This window comes from uncultured Serinicoccus sp. (assembly GCF_947500995.1).
GTDB lineage: Bacteria > Actinomycetota > Actinomycetes > Actinomycetales > Dermatophilaceae > Ornithinicoccus.
Map to the genome: position 1 here is coordinate 19,050 of NZ_CANMUA010000012.1, position 17,089 is coordinate 36,138.

16 protein-coding genes are annotated in these 17,089 nt (G+C 72.6%); 2 read left to right on the forward strand and 14 right to left on the reverse strand.

The features are described 5' to 3' along the window. Positions 1 to 233: 233 nt before the first annotated feature. Genes galK through Q0967_RS16440 form a run of 3 tightly spaced genes read right to left on the reverse strand, consistent with a single transcriptional unit; the run spans position 234 to position 4,846 of the window. Entirely contained in the window at positions 234 to 1,430 is a 1,197-nt protein-coding gene (gene galK, locus Q0967_RS16430; protein ID WP_298746906.1) for a galactokinase, read from the reverse strand. Then, positions 1,427 to 2,698, reverse strand: coding sequence for an FAD-binding protein (locus Q0967_RS16435; RefSeq protein WP_298746903.1), 1,272 nt, complete (start codon positions 2,696 to 2,698; stop codon positions 1,427 to 1,429). Before Q0967_RS16435 ends, galK begins: the two co-directional genes overlap by 4 nt. A gap of 9 nt (positions 2,699 to 2,707) precedes the next feature. Beyond that, positions 2,708 to 4,846 (reverse strand): alpha-galactosidase, encoded by a 2,139-nt coding sequence (locus Q0967_RS16440; protein WP_299451160.1) that lies wholly within the window; start codon positions 4,844 to 4,846, stop codon positions 2,708 to 2,710. A gap of 106 nt (positions 4,847 to 4,952) precedes the next feature. Here Q0967_RS16440 and Q0967_RS16445 point away from each other — a divergent pair, with 106 nt between their 5' ends. Further along, on the forward strand, positions 4,953 to 5,156 hold the full coding sequence (locus Q0967_RS16445) for a hypothetical protein (protein ID WP_130012290.1): 204 nt from the start codon (positions 4,953 to 4,955) through the stop codon (positions 5,154 to 5,156). A gap of 25 nt (positions 5,157 to 5,181) precedes the next feature. Here the strand turns inward: Q0967_RS16445 and Q0967_RS16450 are convergent, their stop codons facing one another. The 10 genes from Q0967_RS16450 to Q0967_RS16495 all read right to left on the reverse strand — a co-directional run bounded on the left by Q0967_RS16450 (position 5,182) and on the right by Q0967_RS16495 (position 14,793). Then, positions 5,182 to 5,442 (reverse strand): carboxypeptidase-like regulatory domain-containing protein, encoded by a 261-nt coding sequence (locus Q0967_RS16450; RefSeq protein WP_298746886.1) that lies wholly within the window; start codon positions 5,440 to 5,442, stop codon positions 5,182 to 5,184. Between the two features lie 8 nt (positions 5,443 to 5,450). Further along, the gene (locus Q0967_RS16455) at positions 5,451 to 6,380 is read right to left on the reverse strand and encodes a serine protease (RefSeq protein WP_298746884.1); all 930 of its coding nucleotides are present in this window, start codon (positions 6,378 to 6,380) and stop codon (positions 5,451 to 5,453) included. Positions 6,381 to 6,503: 123 nt separating this feature from the next. Beyond that, positions 6,504 to 7,328, reverse strand: a complete 825-nt coding sequence (locus tag Q0967_RS16460; protein ID WP_298747124.1) for a sugar phosphate isomerase/epimerase — start codon at positions 7,326 to 7,328, stop codon at positions 6,504 to 6,506. An 86-nt stretch (positions 7,329 to 7,414) separates the two neighbouring features. Continuing rightward, complete coding sequence (locus Q0967_RS16465; protein WP_298746881.1) at positions 7,415 to 8,614, reverse strand: dihydrodipicolinate synthase family protein; 1,200 nt, start codon at positions 8,612 to 8,614, stop codon at positions 7,415 to 7,417. After that, positions 8,611 to 9,816, reverse strand: a complete 1,206-nt coding sequence (locus tag Q0967_RS16470; RefSeq protein ID WP_298746879.1) for a Gfo/Idh/MocA family protein — start codon at positions 9,814 to 9,816, stop codon at positions 8,611 to 8,613. Before Q0967_RS16470 ends, Q0967_RS16465 begins: the two co-directional genes overlap by 4 nt. 4 nt (positions 9,817 to 9,820) lie before the next feature. Beyond that, positions 9,821 to 10,633 (reverse strand): ABC transporter ATP-binding protein, encoded by an 813-nt coding sequence (locus Q0967_RS16475; protein WP_298746876.1) that lies wholly within the window; start codon positions 10,631 to 10,633, stop codon positions 9,821 to 9,823. Further along, the gene (locus tag Q0967_RS16480) at positions 10,623 to 11,375 is read right to left on the reverse strand and encodes an ABC transporter ATP-binding protein (RefSeq protein ID WP_298746872.1); all 753 of its coding nucleotides are present in this window, start codon (positions 11,373 to 11,375) and stop codon (positions 10,623 to 10,625) included. Before Q0967_RS16480 ends, Q0967_RS16475 begins: the two co-directional genes overlap by 11 nt. Further along, positions 11,372 to 12,565 (reverse strand): branched-chain amino acid ABC transporter permease, encoded by a 1,194-nt coding sequence (locus Q0967_RS16485; protein ID WP_298746870.1) that lies wholly within the window; start codon positions 12,563 to 12,565, stop codon positions 11,372 to 11,374. The genes Q0967_RS16480 and Q0967_RS16485 overlap by 4 nt, the downstream gene beginning before the upstream one ends. Continuing rightward, complete coding sequence (locus Q0967_RS16490) at positions 12,549 to 13,430, reverse strand: branched-chain amino acid ABC transporter permease (RefSeq protein WP_298746867.1); 882 nt, start codon at positions 13,428 to 13,430, stop codon at positions 12,549 to 12,551. The genes Q0967_RS16485 and Q0967_RS16490 overlap by 17 nt, the downstream gene beginning before the upstream one ends. Before the next feature lie 52 nt (positions 13,431 to 13,482). Beyond that, on the reverse strand, positions 13,483 to 14,793 hold the full coding sequence (locus Q0967_RS16495) for an amino acid ABC transporter substrate-binding protein (protein ID WP_298746865.1): 1,311 nt from the start codon (positions 14,791 to 14,793) through the stop codon (positions 13,483 to 13,485). Between the two features lie 175 nt (positions 14,794 to 14,968). Between Q0967_RS16495 and Q0967_RS16500 the strand changes: the two genes are divergently transcribed. Continuing rightward, complete coding sequence (locus tag Q0967_RS16500) at positions 14,969 to 16,003, forward strand: LacI family DNA-binding transcriptional regulator (RefSeq protein ID WP_298746862.1); 1,035 nt, start codon at positions 14,969 to 14,971, stop codon at positions 16,001 to 16,003. Positions 16,004 to 16,057: 54 nt separating this feature from the next. Here Q0967_RS16500 and Q0967_RS16505 read toward each other — a convergent pair whose 3' ends face one another. Beyond that, a complete protein-coding gene (locus tag Q0967_RS16505) occupies positions 16,058 to 16,942 on the reverse strand; it encodes a formate/nitrite transporter family protein (RefSeq protein ID WP_298746858.1) in 885 nt (294 codons plus the stop codon). Positions 16,943 to 17,089 lie beyond the last annotated feature (147 nt).

Consider the following 17,089-nt stretch of genomic DNA (forward strand, 5'->3'; position numbering starts at 1 on the left):
CCGCGAATGGTTGGCGCCACCACCCACCGAGCGCCCTGAATGGTTGGCACACGCCTGATGACCGCCGTCTGAGACGAGATGGCGTCCTCGCACCATGAGGTGGGCGCCCGGACGACGCAAGAAGCAACCATTCATGACGCCCCGTGGCACCAGGGACAACCATTCATGACGCCCGGTGGCACCAGGGACAACCATTCACGACGCCCGGTGGGTATGCCGCCGGGCCGGGTCGGTCAGGACACCCGGTGCGCCGGGGCGCCCGGGGTGGCTCGCAGGAGGTGCGGCGCCTGCAGCCCCTCGGCGAGGAAGGCCCCGTGCACCGCGGCAGCGACGTCCTCCACGTCGCCCCGCCGCACCAGGGCCAGCGCCGAGCCCCCGAAGCCGCCACCGGTCATCCGCGCACCCGCCGCCCCGGCCTGCAGCGCCGCGTCCACCGCGAGGTCGAGCTCACGGCAGGAGACCTCGTAGTCGTCGCGCAGCGAGACGTGCGAGGCCACCATGAGGCGGCCCACCTCCTCGGCGTCCTCCGCGCCCAGGGCCGCGACGAGGTCGAGCACCCGCACGTTCTCGGTGAGCACGTGCCGCACCCGGCGCTGCGCCTCCTCGTCCCCCTCGAGCCGGCCCAGCACCCCGTCCACGTCCGCGCCGTGCAGCTCACGCAGGCTGGCGACCCCGAGGCTGCGGCAGGCGCGCTCGCAGGCCTCCCGGCGCGCGGCGTACTGCCCGTCGGCCAGGCTGTGGTGAGCCCGGGTGTCGATGACGAGCACCTCGTGGTCCGGCAGCGTCCACGGCACCGGGGTGAGCGAGAAGTCGTCGCAGTCGATGAGCAGGGCGTGCCCGTCCACCGCGCGCAGCGAGACGGTCTGGTCCATGCCGCCGGTGGCCGCGCCGGCGTAGTCGTTCTCCGCACGCACGCACACCTGCGCGAGCTCGGCCCGGTCCACCGCGGCCAGGCCCGGCACCAGCTCCGCCAGGGCCAGGGCGCCGGAGCAGGACAGCGCGGCCGACGAGGACAGGCCCGCGCCGAGCGGCACCCGGCCGTCCACGAGGATGTCGGCGCCGACCGGCCCGCCCGCCTGCTCCGCCAGGATGGCGACGACACCCGCGACGTAGGCCACCCAGCCCCCGGGTGACCCCGCCCGGATCTGCGCCACCTCGCCCTCCCAGGCCTGTCCGGGCGCCTGCCGGGACACCACCCGCAGCCGCCCGTCCGGCCGGGTCCGCACGGCGCAGTAGGTGCGGTGCGCGAGCGCGAAGGGCAGGCACCACCCGCCGTTGTAGTCGGTGTGCTCGCCGATGAGGTTGATCCGCCCGGGAGCGGCCCACACGCCGTCGGGGGCACCGCCGATCTCCACCGCGAACGCCGCCCGCAGGCCCGGCTCGACGTCCTCGTCGGCCGCCGCCGGCGACCACATCACCTCGTCCGTCACAGTCCCACCCTCTCCAGGTAGTCGTTGCGCAGCGCACCGCGCGGGTCCAGGCGTGCCGCCAGCTCGAGCATCCGGCCCCGCTGCGGGTAGAGATCCTCCAGGCGCCCCGCCAGGGCGCGCTCGTCGAAGAGCTTGCCCCAGTGCGGCCTCGCCCCGAGCGGGTCGAGCCCGTCCTCGATCCGGGGCAGGAGCGCCTCGACGGCGGGCTGGACCCGTCGCCAGGTGACGTGGAAGGCGATGCTGTCCTCCTGCGCGGGGTCGAGCCACTGCCGCCCGCGGGACACGGTGCGCATCTCCGCGCTCAGGGCCAGCTCGGCGAGCTGGCCCGCCATCCCCCGCAGCAGGTCGAGGGCCGGGCCGACCGACGCGCGCGACAGCAGCCACTCGGACTGCAGCTCCTCGCCGGCCGAGGGGGTGAACCCCAGACGGAAGTGCGGCAGCCGGTCCAGCCAGGCCCCGGGCACACCACCCTGCTGCGTGCAGTGCTCGGGCCGCCCGCCCCGGATCATGTGCCGCGGGCCGTCCGCCGGCCGCAGCCCGAGGCCGTCGACGCCCGGGGCGCCGGACCCGGTCCGGGGCCCGTCCACCCGGTCCTTCACCCAGACCTGGGTCGTCCGGTCCGGGTCCCGCCAGTCGGTGAAGACCGAGACGCTGGTGCCCAGCCCGGTGACGGCGTCGAGGTCCTCCACCACCTGGTCCCAGGTCAGGCCCTCGTAGACCGTCTGCGCCACGTCGTAGGTCGGCTCGACCTCCAGCTCGACCACGGTGACGGCGCCGAGCATCCCCAGCGACACCACGGCGCCACCGAAGTCCGCGCCCCCCCTCTCCAGCCGCACGTGCTCGCCCTCGGTGGTGACCATCTCGACGGCGGCGACGCCCTCGGCCAGCGACGCCGCGCCGTCGCCCGAGCCGTGGGACCCGGTCGCCACCGCTCCCCCGACGGTGATGTGCGGCAGCGAGGCCATGGCGTGCAGCGCCCACCCCTGCTCCTGGATCCAGGCCCCCACCTCGCCGTAGGTCAGGCCCGCCCCGGCGCGTACGACACGTCGGTCGCCGTCGAGCTCCAGCTCGGTGGGCAGCCGGCGCAGGCCGACCAGGGTGCCCGTCGTGTCGGCGATCCGGTTGAACGAGTGCCGCGAGCCGAGGACCCGGACGCGCCGCGCCCCGGCCATGACCTCGGCCAGCTGACCGGTGCTGGTGGGCTCGACCAGCTCCTGGGCCGAGTAGGCGAGGTTGCCGGCCCAGGTCCGTCCCGGTGCTGGTGCCATCCGCTCAGCCTACGCCCGGGCCGCGCGCCAGACCTGTCCGTGCTCGGGGTGCAGGGGCTGCATCGGCAGGCCCACCTCGGCGAGCACCCGGCCGGGCAGCACGACCCCGTCCACCGCCCACGGCACCACCCCGGGGCCCGCGCGCAGCGGCTCCTGGCCGGGCCGCTCCAGGGTCACCCGGTAGCGCGCGTCCGGGTCGAGGCCGGGCAGCCGCACCCGGTGCGGACCGGTGGTGGCGGGCCGGGCCAGGGCGGCGATCTGGTAGAGCGCCTCGGACCGGTCCTGCGCCACCGTCCCGTGGACCCAGGTCACCTCGTCGTGGTGGTCGCCGTTGACGACCTCACCGGTATGCAGCAGCTCGCGGTGGGCGCGGTGGAAGGCCACCCACGCCGCCAGCTCGGCGAGCTCGGCCTCGGTGCAGGTGGCCAGGTCCCACTCGATCCCCAGGTGGCCCCACAGCGCCGTCCCGGCGCGGAAGTCCAGGTCGTGGCGGCGGCCGGTGGTGTGCGAGCGGCCCGAGGCGATGTGCGTGCCGACGAGCTCGGGTGGCAGCAGGAGCATGGTGCCGCGCTGGATCTGCTGCCGCTCCAGCGGGTCGATGCAGTCCGAGGCCCACACCCGCACGGTCCGCTCCAGGATCCCCAGGTCGACGCGACCGCCGCCGGCCGAGCAGGACTCGATCTCCAGGCCGGGGTGGGCGGCCAGCAGCTCGTCCATGAGCCGGTAGACCGCGAGCGTGTGCTCCCGCACCCCCGGCTCGCCGCCCGGGGTGTGGCCGGCGTCGTTGAGGTAGCGGTTGTGGTCCCACTTGAGGTAGGCGATGTCGTAGCGGTCCAGGAGCGCCCGCAGCTGGTCGCGCACGTGGGCGTAGGCGCCGTCGTGGCCGAGGTCCAGCACGTGCTGCTGGCGCGACTCCAGACCGCGACGGCCCCCGGCGGAGAAGATCCACTCCGGGTGCTCCCGCGCCAGGTCGGAGTCCAGGCTCACCATCTCCGGCTCCACCCAGAGGCCGAACTCCATCCCGGCGCCGTGCACGTGCTCGATCAGCGGGTCCAGCCCGTCCGGCCACACGTCCGGCGAGACCACCCAGTCGCCCAGGCTGCTCGTGTCGTCCCGGCGCCCGCCGAACCACCCGTCGTCGAGCACGAACCGCTCGGCCCCCACCCGCGCACCCCGGTCCACGAGGTCCTTCAGCCGGTCCAGGTCGTGGTCGAAGTAGGTCGCCTCCCAGTTGTTCAGGGTCACCGGGCGGGGCCGGTCGGGGTGGTGCGGCCGGCCGCGCAGCCAGGCGTGGAAGCGCCCGGCGACCTCGTCCAGCCCGGTGCCGTGCGCGGCGTACAGCCACGGGGTGGTCAGCTCCCCGCCCGCGCCCAGGCGCACCTCGCCATGCTCGAGCCGCTCCCCCGACCCCAGGACGCGCGAGCCGTTGAAGAGCCGCTCGGCGTAGGTGGTCTGGTTGCCGCTCCATCCCAGGTGCACCGCCCAGGCCTGGCCGTGCCCGAAGCCGAAGCCGGGCTCCCCCGCGCACAGCAGATGTACCGCGTCCAGGCCGGTGCGCCCGGTGCGCACCTCCCGGCTGTGCACGCCGACGGCGAACGGCTGGCGCTGCGGCACCCGCTCCATCGTGTGGCGTCCGGCGAAGTCCAGCAGCTCCCCGGCCCGCTCCGGCACCGGCAGCGCGACGCGGACGGCACCCACGTCATACGTCTCCTCGCCGGTGTTGGTGAGCGTGGCCCGGGTGCGCAGCAGCCCGCCCGGGTGCAGCTCGAGCTCGAGGACGACGGCGAGGTATGCCGTGTCGTCCGTCCCGCGGACCCGGACCCGCTGGGTGCCGTCCGCGGCCGAGGAGACCTCGGCGGGCCCCTCCGTGCGGAAGGCGGGCGACCAGTCCCGTCCCTCGCGCGACCCCTCGACTCCGGGACGGCCGAGCCAGGCCCGCGCGTGCTCGGGCAGCAGGCTCACCTGGTCGGCGAGGTCGAAGGGGCTGTCACCGCGGGCGACGCGCCCGGCCGTGGTGACCGCCTCCAGGTCCTGCTCGTCCAGGTCGCCGAGGTCGGCGCCCCAGTGGCGGACCACCGGGAGCAGGTCGTCGGCGAGGTCGAGGACGAGGGAGGTGCCGGCGGCGCGCAGGTGCAGCAACGAGGTCACCGCCCCACCCCACTGCACCGGGGCCGCCGGTGTCCAGTCGAAGGGTGGACCCAACGTTCATGTCTCGTCCACCCGGTCGCAACGTCGCCTCGTTAGCGTCGCTGCGGTGGCCAAGGAGCTGGAGTTCATCAAGGGCGTCGACAAGCTGCACGCGTTCTACACCGAGCACGTGCGGATGCTGGCCCACGCCTACGACCTCAGCGACGAGGACGCCGCCCGGATCCTCGACCGCTTCGACTTCAAGAACGTCTCGCGGTCCATCCTGGCGCCGGCGCGGGTGGACCTCTTCGAGGCACCTCCCGAGCTCTGAGCCGGCCCCCGACCGGCCGACCCCGCTAGCTGCCGGGCCGGTCCAGCCGGACCTCGACGACGCTCTCCGTCGGCGCCGTCAGCCGCGCCTGAGCGCTCGCGTCGTCGCCGTGGACGGCCACGACATACTCCCCGGGGGTCGGCAGGTCCAGCTCGAAGGTGCCGTCCTGGCCGGTGAGCAGGGCGACGTCGGGCACCGGGACGGGCCCCGCCTCCAGCGCCACCCGGGCGCCGGGGACGGGGCCGCCGACGGCGTCGAGCACGACGCCACGGATCCGTAGGGTCATCCGGCCGGTCAGCCCTTCCAGAGCTTGAGGTTGTCGAACACGGGCTTGTTGATGCGCGTGCCGCTGTTGCTCCCGGACCCACCGTAGGCGTGGATCGCCACGGCGTAGCGGCCACCCTCGTGGAAGACGTAGACCCCGCTGCCGCTCTGGCCGCCGGCCGTGTCCAGGGTGTAGTACACCTTGCGCGCGCTCAGCGCGGCGACGCCGCTCCAGTGGTACCACTGGGTGCCGGAGGGCTTGTCGCCCGGGTAGCCGGACAGGTTGAGGCTCTTGGCGTTCAGCGTGGCGTCCGACCAGTTGGCGAAGCCCAGCCAGCCGGTGGCGTTGCCCTTCGGCTCGGTGAGCAGCAGCGCCCCGTAGTCGAACTCGTGGTCCGGGCCGGTGGTCCAGCCGTGGACGCTGCGCAGCTGGGCACGGGGCACGAGGAAACGGCCGTAGGGCAGGCTCGCGCCGTTGCGCCCGGGCATGACCTCGATGCTGCGCACCCACCCGTGCCGCTGGGTGCCCGGGGCGTGGATGAACACGCAGTGCCCGGCCGTGATGATGCTGCTCGGGCCGTTGAACCACCCGGTGCCGATCCACTGGGAACCGTCGTTGGCGGTGATGAGCAGCGAGCAGTGGACGCGCCACGGGTAGCTGCCGGTGGCGGTGATCTGGACCCGGTTGTCCGGGCCCTGGACGGTCTCCGCGTCGATCGGGGGGCCGTAGGTGGCCTCTCCGACCGGTCGCAGGCCCGACGTGTCAGGGGCCTGCTCCACCGCGTCGAGCGCCTGGGCCATGACGGCCGCGACCGGCTCGATGTCCAGCCCGGCAGCAGCCTCCTCGGGCGCACCGTCACCGGCCCCCGGGTCCTCGGTGAGCTCCTCGGTGCCGACTTCGTCGACCGGTTCGGCCTCCGGGGCGACCGGCTCGTGCGGGTTGATGTCGTCGTGTGACATGGGTTCTTCTCCTCCTCGGGCGCACCGGCCCCTGCGCCGGTGCATGATGAGAGGAGTCGGGTGGGCGCCGTCAGATACCCGGCGTCGCGGGCGAGGAGGCCCCGCAGGGCCGGGGCTCGCGTCTCAGAGGTGTGGCTGCACGAGCTCGACGTAGCGCCGGGCCATCGTCGCGACGACGTCCGCCCCCGGGGCGGCCCAGACGTCGGCGTGGAAGATCTCCACCTCGACGTCGCCCTGGTAGCCGGCGTCCGCGACCCAGCGGGTGAAGGCGGGGAAGTCGATGTGGCCGTCGCCCATCATCCCGCGGCTGAGCAGCGCGTCCGCGGGGAACGGCGTGATCCAGTCGCACACCTGGTAGCTGACGATGCGGCTGCCGGCGCGGGCGACCTGCTGCTCGACCCCGGGCTCCCACCACAGGTGGAAGGTGTCGACCACGACACCCACCGTCTCGGGGTCGAAGTGCTCGGCGATGTCGAGGGCCTGGCCCAGCGTGGACACCACGCCCCGGTCGGCGGCGAAGATGGGGTGCATCGGCTCGATGCCGAGCCGCACGCCGTGCTCGGCCGCCACGGGCTGCAGCGCGCCGATGGCCTCGGTGGCCCGCGCCCTGGCTCCGGGCAGGTCCTTGTCGCCGTCGGGCAGGCCACCGGGGACGAGCACCAGGGTCGCCGCACTAAGCGCGGCGGTCTCCCGGACGGCCTCCACGTTGGCCTCGTGGGCGGCGGCGACCGCCTCGGGGTCGGCGCCGGTGAAGAAGCCGCCACGGCAGACCGAGGAGACACGCAGACCCGCGTCCCGGACCCAGCGGACGGCCGTCTCCAGACCGACCTCGGCCACCGGCTCGCGCCAGACACCGATCGAGGGCAGCCCGGCGGCCAGGCACCCGTCGATCGCCTCGCGCAGCGACCAGCCGGCGCAGGTGCGCTGGTTGAGCGAGAGCCGGGCCAGCCGGGGGTCGCCCGGCTCCGGGGTCGGCACCGAGGCCGGGCGCCCCGACGGCACGTCGAGCGGGACGGTCCCCGCCTGCGCCACGGTCACGGCGTCAGCCCCGCGCCGGCGAGCCACGTCCGCATCCGCTGCGCCGCCAGGTCGGGGTCCGGGAACAGCTGCGCCTCGTCGGCCAGCTCGAAGAGGGTGGCCAGGTGCACCGCGCTGCGCGCCGACTGCAGACCACCCACCATGACGAAGCCGGGCTGCTGCCCGGTCAGCCAGGAGAGGAAGGCGATGCCGGTCTTGTAGTGGAAGGTGGGACGCTCGAAGATGTGCCGGGACAGCGCGAGCGTCGGCGCCATCTCCCGGTCGTAGGTCTCGAGGTCCCCCTCGTCGAGCGCCGCCAGGGCCGCTGAGGCCGCGGGAGCGATGGCGGCGAAGGCTCCCAGGAGGGCGTCGGAGTGGTGCGTGCCGTCCCCCCTGATGAGCTCGGGGTAGTTGAAGTCGTCCCCGGTGTAGAGGCGAACGCCCTCGGGCAGGGCCGCCCGCAGCCCGACCTCGTGCTCGGCCGACAGCAACGACACCTTGACCCCGTCGACCACGTCGGCCCGGTCGTGGACCAGGCGCAGGAACGCCTCCGTGGCCGCGGGCACCTCGCTGCTCCCCCAGTACCCGGACAGGGCGGGGTCGAACATCTCCCCCAGCCAGTGCAGGATCACCGGCTCCTGCGCACGGTCCAGCACCGGGTCGAGGACGCTGCGGTAGTCCGTCTCGCCCTCGGCGACCGCCGCGAGCTGCCGCGAGGCCATGACGATGACCTGCGAGCCGGTGCCCTGCACGAAGTCCACCTGCTCCAGGTAGGCGTCGCGCACCGCCCCCAGGGTCGTCGCGTCCGGGGCGTGGTCGGTCCCGGCGCCGCTGGCGATGCGGGCACCCAGCTCGGCCGCCTGGGCCGCGCTGCGGGTGACCAGCTCCTGCACCGCCGCCCAGTCCAGCCCCATGTTGCGCTGGGCGGTGTCCATGGCCTCGGCGACGCCGAAGCCGTACCGGAACAGACCCCGGCGGAAGGCGAGGGTCGACTCCCAGTCGACGCGGGCCGGCGCACCCGGGGTGTTGTCCCCGTAGGGGTCGGCCACGACGTGGGCCGCCGCGAAGGCGACCCGGCTGGTGTACGGCTGCGGGTGCTCCTGCCACTCCCTCGGGGCGTGCAGGGCGACCTCGCGCCAGCGGCCGTCGGCCCCGGGCAGCGCGACCGTGCCCGACCCGGTCGTGGTGGGCGCCCGCCGCGCGGTGGCCGTGCTCACGCCACCGGCTCCGTGGCGCGCAGCTCCTCCATCGACGCCTGGTCCGCAGGAGGCGTCGCGACCTCGCCCATGTCGACGCTGCGCCGCTCGGACGACGACCGCAGCCCCGCCTCGACCAGCTGGAGCCCGCGCACCCCCGCGGCGAAGTCGTAGGCGTGCGGCCGGCCGGCGTGCACGTCCATGAGGAACTGCTCCCACTGCGCCCGGAACCCGTTGCCGAACTCGGTGTTGTCGGGGATCTGGGCCCACTGCGCCCGGAAGTCCTCCTCGGTCGGCAGGTCGGGGTTCCACACGGGCTTCGGGGTGCTGACGGCGGGCTGGATGCGGCAGCCGAACAGGCCGGCCACGGCTGAGCCGCGGGTGCCGTCCACCTGGAACTCGACGAGCTCGCCGCGGTCGACGCGCACCGCCCAGGAGGAGTTGACCTGGGCGATGACCCCGCCCTCCAGCTCGAAGATCGCGTATGCCGCGTCGTCCGCGGTCGCGGTGTACTCCCGGCCCTGCTCGTCCCACCGGGTCGGGATGTGGGTGACCGCGCGGGCGGTGACGGACTCCACGGCGCCGAAGAGGTTCTCCAGCACGTAGTTCCAGTGGCAGAACATGTCGAGGACCATCCCGCCGCCGTCCTCGGCGCGGTAGTTCCAGCTGGGTCGCTGGGCGGGCTGCACGTCGCCCTCGAAGACCCAGTAGCCGAACTCGCCGCGGACCGACAGGATCGTCCCGAAGAAGCCGGAGTCGATGAGCCGCTTGAGCTTGACGAGGCCGGGCAGGTACAGCTTGTCGTGGACCACGCCGTTGATGACGCCCGAGGCTGCGGCGGCGTCCACCATCTCCTGACCGTCCGCGACCGTCTCGGCGATGGGCTTCTCGGTGTAGATGTGCTTGCCCGCGGCGATGGCGCGCAGGATGGCGCCCTTGCGCTCGCTGGTGACCTGGGCGTCGAAGTAGACGGTGGCGCTCTCGTCGGCGAGCGCCGCGTCGAGGTCGGTCGTCCAGTCCTGGACGTCGTGCTGGCGGGCCAGCTCCTGCAGCTTCTCGGCGTTGCGTCCGACGAGGACCGGCTCGACCTGGATGCGGTCGCCGGAGGGCAGCTCCACCCCTCCGGCGTCCCGGATGGCCAGGATCGAGCGGACGAGGTGCTGCCGGTAGCCCATCCGGCCGGTCACGCCGTTCATGATGATGCGGGTGGTGTGGGTGGCCATGGTGTCAGGTCCTTTCGGGGGCGGGGCTGCTCAGCTCGGGTGAGCGCGCGCCGGAGGGGTTGGGGTCCTCGGCGGGGTCGGCGCTGCGGGCGCCGCCTCCCCCGAGGTAGAGCTCGGCGAGCTGCGGGTCCTCCAGCAGCTCGGGGGCGGGGCCGGTGATGTGCACCCGGCCGAGGTCGAGGACGCAGCCGATGTCGGCGGTCTCCAGCGCGCGCCGCGCGTTCTGCTCGACGAGGAGCACCGCGATCCCGGCCTCCCGCATCCGCACGACCTGCTCGAAGACGACGGAGGTCGTCTTGGGGTCCAGGCCCATGCTCGGCTCGTCGAGGAGCACGACCTTGGGGCTGACCATGAGCGAGCGGGCGAACTCGACCTGCTTCTGCTGGCCGCCGGACAGCGCGCCGGCCAGGGCCGCCCACCGGTCGGCGACGACGGGGAAGAGATTCTTGACGAACTCGATGCGCTCCTGCACCTGGGCCTTGTCCTTGACGGTGTAAGCCCCCAGCGAGACGTTCTCGGCCACCGTCATCTCCTTGAAGACGCTGTGCCCCTGGAGCACGTGCGAGAGCCCGTGCCGGATCATCGACTGCGGACCGGCCCCGGTGACCTCCTCGCCGTCGACGACGATGGAGCCCGAGCGCGGCGCCAGCATGCCGCTGGCGACCTTGAGCACGGTGGACTTGCCGGCACCGTTGGGGCCGACGAGGCAGACGACCGAACCGGCCGGCACCTTGACCGTCAGCCCGCGCAGCACCAGGGCCGCTCGGCCGTAGCCGGCCTCGATGTCGTTGAGCTCGAGAAGGTGGTCAGACGCCAAGGTAGGCCTCCAGCACTCGGGGGTCCTGCTGGACCTCGGACGGCGTGCCCTCCGCGATGGGGGCACCTCGGTCGAACACGACGATGTGGTCGGACAGACTCATCACCATGTCCATGTTGTGCTCGACGATGATGAAGGTCCGCCCCTCGGCGTTGAGCTCCTTCACCAGGGTGCCGATCCGCCCGATGAGGGCGGGGTTGACCCCGCCCGCCGGCTCGTCGAGCAGGATGGTGTCGGGCTCGCCCATGAGCACGCCGGCGAGCTCGAGCAGCTTCTGCTGGCCGTAGGAGATGTCCTGGGCCAACGAGCCCTCCAGGTGGTCGATGCCGACCCGGCGCAGCAGCTCGCGAGCCCGCTCCACCTGGCGGCGGTTCTGGCTCGACCCGACCAGCTGTCCGAGCCCTGTGGGACGGACGGCGACGAGGAGGTTCTCCAGCACCGTCATCCGGGGGAAGGTGCGGCACAGCTGGAAGCTGCGTCCGATGCCGGCGGCGCAGATGCGGTGCGGCGCCCGCCTGGTGATGTCCTGGCCCCGGAACCGCACCGTGCCGGAGTCCGGCGCGATCATGCCGGTGACGATGTTGAAGAAGGTCGACTTCCCGGACCCGTTGGGGCCGATGAGGGCGTTGACCTTGCCCTCGTGGAAGGTGACCGTGGCGCCGTTCACGGCCTGCACGCCGCCGAACGCCTTGGACAGGCCCTCGGTCTGCAGGCTGGGGCGCACGTCCTGCTGTACGCTCATGATCGTCCCTTCCCGGTCGTCGCGTGGCGAGGGTCCTCGACCGGCTCGCGCTCGGAGGTGGCCTCGGTCTGGGCCCGACGCTCGGCGTCGATCGCCCGGTTGCGCTCGAGCAGCTGGGCGGCGCTCTCCTCACGGATCGAGGTGGCCGCCGGGCGCAGGCGGTGCACTAGCCCGAGCACCTCGGGCACCACCCCCTCCGGCATGAAGAGGACCACGACGGCCAGCAGCAGGCCCAGCGCCACGAGGTGGAACTGGCTGTCGCCGTACTGCGCCTTGAAGACCTCCATCGCGTAGCCGACGACCACCGCACCCACCACGGGGCCCACCAGCGAGCGGATACCCCCGAAGAGGGACATGAGCACCATGTAGGAGCCGGTGAGGATGGAGAACTGGAAGACCGGGTCCAGGTTGCCGAACCAGAGCGCGTAGAGGCCGCCGGCCAGGCTGGTGAAGAACGCGGAGATGACGAAGACGACCAGCTTGTAGCGGAACGTCGGCACCCCGAGGGCCTCGGCCTTGTCCTCGTCCTCGCGGATGGCCTTGAGCCCGGCCCCGAACTGCGAGCGGTCGATGAGCCACCACACCACCAGGGCGATGCCGATGAGGACGAGGAAGAGGAAGTAGAACCTGGTGTGCTGCTCGGGCCGCAGCACCGAGCTGTCGAACGGCCGAGGCACGCGCAGGCCCTCCGACCCGCCGGTCACCGAGGCCCAGCTCTGGAACACCAGGAGCAGGATGAGGACGAGCGCGATGGAGACGATGACGAAGGAGGCGCCGCGGACCCGCAACGAGGCGATGCCGATCGGGACCGCCAGCAGCGCCACGACGACCGCTCCCAGCACCAGCGCGACCCAGGGGTTGATCCCGGTGTGCGTGGTGAGCAGCGCCACGGCATACCCACCCAGACCCGAGTAGGAGGCGTGGCCGAGGGAGATGTAGCCGGTGAACCCGCCGACGAAGTTCCAGCCGACGGCGAACGCGGCGTAGCTGGCGATGACGACGGCCACCGAGAGGATGAAGGCGTCCGGCGCGAGCCAGGGCACCATGAGCGCGAGCACGATCGCCACGACTCCCAGACCGGCCTTGGCCAGGCCCAGCCGCCGGTCGAAACGCTCACCGGCGCTGTCGTCCGGGCGCCCGGTGTCCGGTGCCGTGGGGGTCGGGGTGGCGAGGTCAGAAGCGTTGGGCAAGGCGACCTCCGAAGAATCCCTGCGGACGGACCATCAGGGTGATGAACAGGGCGAGGTAGAACACGGTCTGGGCCCAGGTGGTGCCCAGCGGGATCTGCAGCAGGCTCTGGCTGAGCCCGAGGACCAGCGCGGCGATGGCGGCGCCCGGGATGCTCCCGAGCCCTCCGACGACGATGATCGCCATGAGCGGGCCGATCCAGTGCCAGTGCAGCGAGGGGTAGATCGTGGAGTCGAGCGCCAGGGCGGTCCCGCCGATCGCCGCGGTGGCGAGCCCGAGGCCGAAGCCGTAGCCGGCGACCTTCTCGGTGTCGATGCCCAGCAGCGCGGCGGCCTCCTTGTGCTGGATGGTCGCCCGCAGTGCCTGGCCGAAGCTGGTGGCCTTCATGAGCAGGTAGAGCGCCAGCAGGCTGACCGCCGCGAGCCCGAACGCCACCAGCTTGACCACGGCGATGTTGGCCCCGAAGACCTCGAGGCTGGCGGTCGAGTAGCTGAGGCTGATCCGCCGCTGCGTCCCGGTCCAGACGAAGCCGAGCATGCCCTCGATGATGAGGGCGATGGCGAAGGTCAGCAGGACCGACATCATCGTCAGGGTGGCGGGCTTGAGCCGGGACAGCAGGAAGCGCTGCATGACCACGCCCAGGAGGAAGAACAGCGGCACGGTGGCGATGAGCGAGAACAACGGGTCGATGCCGGTGGCGCGGTGGAACGCCCAGGCCAGGTACGCCGCCAGGATGAGGAACGCGGAGTGGGCGATCATCACCACGCGCATCACCCCGAAGTAGAGCGTCAGGCCGGCGGCGAGCAGGGCGTAGAGGCCCCCGAGCAGGATGCCGAGGATCACCGCCTGGGTGATGAGGGCCGTCACGAGAGGTTCCCTTCTGAGCGGTCGTGGGCGGGGGGCCGGAGGAGGGCGGGGGTCACCAGTCCTGCTTGGGGTAGGACAGCTCGGCGTCGCTGGCGTCCTCGGGCAGGACGATGACGATCTCGTCGTCCTGCCACTGCTGGATGAGGTGGGCGGCCTGCGGGCGACCCTCGGCGTCCCAGGACAGCGGGCCCACCACGGTGTCCACGGTGTTCTCGCGCAGCCAGTCGATCATCGACTGCTGGCACTCCGGGCTGGGGTCGGCGCAGTCGTTGGCCTCGGCCGCGGCCGCGACCACCTGCATGGTGGTCCAGGCGTTGGCCTCGTCCTCGTTGGGCGGGTTGCCGTGCTGCTCGGTGTAGAAGTCCACGAACTCGGCGTTCGAGGGGTAGTCCGCGTCCGGGGTGTAGCCGGTGGGCGACAGGATGCCGTCGGTCTGCCCGATGGCCTCCGGGAACTCCGGGTTGGTGGGCGCGGTGGAGAAGGCCGCCAGGCGGGGCTGGTAGTCCAGCTGCTGCAGGGCAACGATGAGGTTCACCGCGTCCTGGTACTGCGTGCCGCCGACGAGGATGTCCGCGCCGGTGTTGGCGATCTTGTTGGCGATGCTGGAGAAGTCGGTGGTGTTGGGCGGGTAGACCTCGTCCGCGACGGTTTCAATGCCGCCCTCCTCCAGCTTCTCCTTCAGCCCGTAGGCCGTGCCCTGGGCGAAGGGGTCGTCCATGGAGGCGTAGGCGGCCGTGGTGGGCCGCTCCCCCTCGGGCATCGCCAGGATGTGCTCGGCCAGGTAGTTGTAGTGGTCGTTCGCGATGGCGGGGGCGGCGTAGAAGAGGTTGTCGAAACCCTGGGTGAAGACCTCCTCGGCGGCACCGGCCGGCTCGACGAAGAGGAAGCCGTAGTCCTGCGCCACCTGCGCCGCCGGCACCACCAGCCGGGTGGAGAACGGGCCGACGACGATGTCCACCTGGTCCTGGTTGATGAGCTTCTCGTAGTCGGAGGCGACCCGGTCGGCGTTGGACTGGTCGTCGTAGATGATGAGCTCGACGTCACGACCCAGGAGGCCGCCGTTGGCGTTGGTGTACTCCGCCCAGGCCTCGTAGCCGCGCTGGACGCCCTTCCCGGGCTCGGAGAAGTCACCGGTGAGCGGGAGCGAGATGCCGATGGTGACCGGGCCCTCGTCCCCCTCCTCCCCCTCTCCCTCGGCGGAGGAACCACCGCCACCACCGAGGCCGCAGGCGCTGAGCGTGAGGGCTCCGGCGGCGGCCACGGCCAGGGCGGCGCGTCGGCGGCCCGGCCGGCTGACCCTGGTCGAGGTCCCCCCGGCCTGGTCGACGGACATCAGGACGGATCGGCGGGTGCTGTGCTTCATCTGGCGCTCCTTTGCGGCCCACGGGGGAAGGTCAACCGATTACGCAAACGTTTGCACAAACGATTGCGTTGTACGATAACGTGCGTCCTGGGCGTTGGCAAGGAGGTACCGGTGCGGGTCTTGACCGCGCACCGGGCCCGCGGACCACCAGGCGCACCACGAGGACGAGGAGTCGATGATGACCGGAGCGGCGGCACCACGGTTGGTGGACATCGCGCAGTCAGCGGGTGTCTCGGTGGCCACGGCCTCCCGTGCGCTGAGCGGCAGGCAGGGCGTCAGCACCGCCGTCGCCGAGCGGGTCAAGGAGATCGCCGAGTCCCTGGGCTACATCGGCAACGTCCACGCCCGGTCGCTCGCGGGAGGCACGAGCTCCAGCGTCGGTCTGGTCGTCCACGAGGTGGCCGACCCCTACTTCTCCGAGATCGCCAGCGGCGTCATGCGGGTGGCCGGCCAGCGGGGGCTGTCGGTCCAGATGTGCCACAGCGGACGGGACCCGCAGATCGAGCTGCGGCAGCTGCGGACCCTCATCGCCAACCGGGTCGGGGTCATCGTCGTGGCGGGGTCGGGCTACCTCGACCCCGAGGCGGAGCGCAGCATCCACCGCGAGCTCACCCGGTTCACCCAGGCGGGCGGCCGCGTGGTGGCGATCGGCCGCCACCAGCACGCCACCGACGCCGTGCTCCCGGCCAACACCGACGGGGCGCAGGCCGTCACCCGCCACCTCCTGGCGCTCGGCCACCGCCGCGTCGCCGTCGTCACCGGCTCGCTGGGGCTCACCACCGTCGCGGACCGTCTCACCGGCGTGCAGCGGGCGCTCGCCGAGGCGGGCATCGCCCGCGAGGACGTGCCCGTCGTCGAGGCCCCCTTCACCCGCGACGGGGGCAAGACGGCCACCCTGGAGGTGCTCCAGGAGCACCCTGGCAGCACCGCCGTGCTCGCGCTCAACGACGACATGGCCATCGGTGCGCTGTCCGTGCTGCGGTCCCGGTCGTTGCGGGTGCCGGACGACATGTCGGTGACCGGCTTCGACGACGTCCCGGTGGCCGCCGACCTCTCCCCCTCGCTGACCACCGTCCGGCTGCCCATGCAGCAGATGGGGGAGAAGGCGCTGGAGCTCGCGCTGCGCCCGGCCACCAAGCGGCCCCGCCGGGTCGTCATGCCGGCCACCCTGGTGGAGCGGGACTCCAGCGGGCCGCCGCGCCGCTCCTGAGCCGTCCGGGCGGCAGCACGGGACGGCGCGAGACCGCCCGGAGTGCCGTCCTGACTAGCGGGCGTGCCCCTCGGACAGCCGCCGGCCGCGCTCCTCGCGCACCAGCTCCCACGTCCGGACGATCCGTGGCGCGGTCATGATGACCAGGCCACCGACCATGTTGAGCAGGGTGACCCACCAGAACCACCCGAACCACTGGCCCACCGAGATGTCGGCACCGGCCTCCATGGCGCCGAAGATGAGGACCGAAGAGAGCGCCCCGTGGTGCATCTGCAGACCGACCACGAGAAGCCCGCCGATGAGCGAGATGACGGCCGTCATGACGTCGGAGCTGGTGCCCTGGTTCATCCGGGTCATGAGGGTGATGGTGCTCCCGGCGAGCAGCGCCAGGGCGATCGTCTCCATGGTGAACCCGGCGGTCACATAGGCGACGGCTGAGCTGACGAGGTCCTCGTGGAACTGGGGGAAGGCATACACCACCAGCCACATGAACAGCCATCCCCCGGCCAGGTTCGTCACCAGGGTGACCGACCACAGCCGGACCAGCTGGGCGAAGGTGCCATGGCCGGCGAGGACGGCGTTGACCGGGAGCATGAAGTCCTCGGTGAACAGCTCGGAGTGCGCCAGCCGCAGCGCGAGCAGGCCGATGCCGAAAGCCAGACCGGAGAGCAGCGTGCTACCGGTGGCGTGCATGACCGCGAGCATCGCCATGATGCCCAGCCCGACGTCGATCCCGCCGAAGAGGCCGGTCACCACCAGTCCGCGGTTGGTGCGCTTGAGCCGCTCCTCGCCCTCGGAGACGGTGGCGTTGAACTCCTCGTGCAGCTCCTCCTCGAGCCGGCGCTCCACTCCCCCGACCTCGACGGTCTCGTACTCGTTGCCCTGGCCGCCGGCCTCCGGCTCGGTGCTCTGGTCGAGGTCGCCGTCCTGCGAGCTCATCGGGTGCGGTCCTGGGCAGCTGGATCGGTCATCCCCCCATCCTGCCTGCTCGACGGGACCTCCCGATCCACCCCGAGCGGGGACCGCCGGTGGCGCACGCGCGGGAGGCCCCCCCGGTGGTGGTGGGCGGAGCACCACCACCGGGGG

Coding starts and splice junctions, on each gene's coding strand:
- Q0967_RS16450 (WP_298746886.1), bottom strand. CDS start 5,442: ATGACCCTACGGATCCGTGGCGTCGTGCTCGACGCCGTCGGCGGCCCC.
- Q0967_RS16480 (WP_298746872.1), bottom strand. CDS start 11,375: ATGAGCGTACAGCAGGACGTGCGCCCCAGCCTGCAGACCGAGGGCCTG.
- Q0967_RS16470 (WP_298746879.1), bottom strand. CDS start 9,816: ATGGCCACCCACACCACCCGCATCATCATGAACGGCGTGACCGGCCGG.
- Q0967_RS16495 (WP_298746865.1), bottom strand. CDS start 14,793: ATGAAGCACAGCACCCGCCGATCCGTCCTGATGTCCGTCGACCAGGCC.
- Q0967_RS16500 (WP_298746862.1), top strand. CDS start 14,969: ATGATGACCGGAGCGGCGGCACCACGGTTGGTGGACATCGCGCAGTCA.
- Q0967_RS16505 (WP_298746858.1), bottom strand. CDS start 16,942: ATGAGCTCGCAGGACGGCGACCTCGACCAGAGCACCGAGCCGGAGGCC.
- Q0967_RS16435 (WP_298746903.1), bottom strand. CDS start 2,698: ATGGCACCAGCACCGGGACGGACCTGGGCCGGCAACCTCGCCTACTCG.
- Q0967_RS16455 (WP_298746884.1), bottom strand. CDS start 6,380: ATGTCACACGACGACATCAACCCGCACGAGCCGGTCGCCCCGGAGGCC.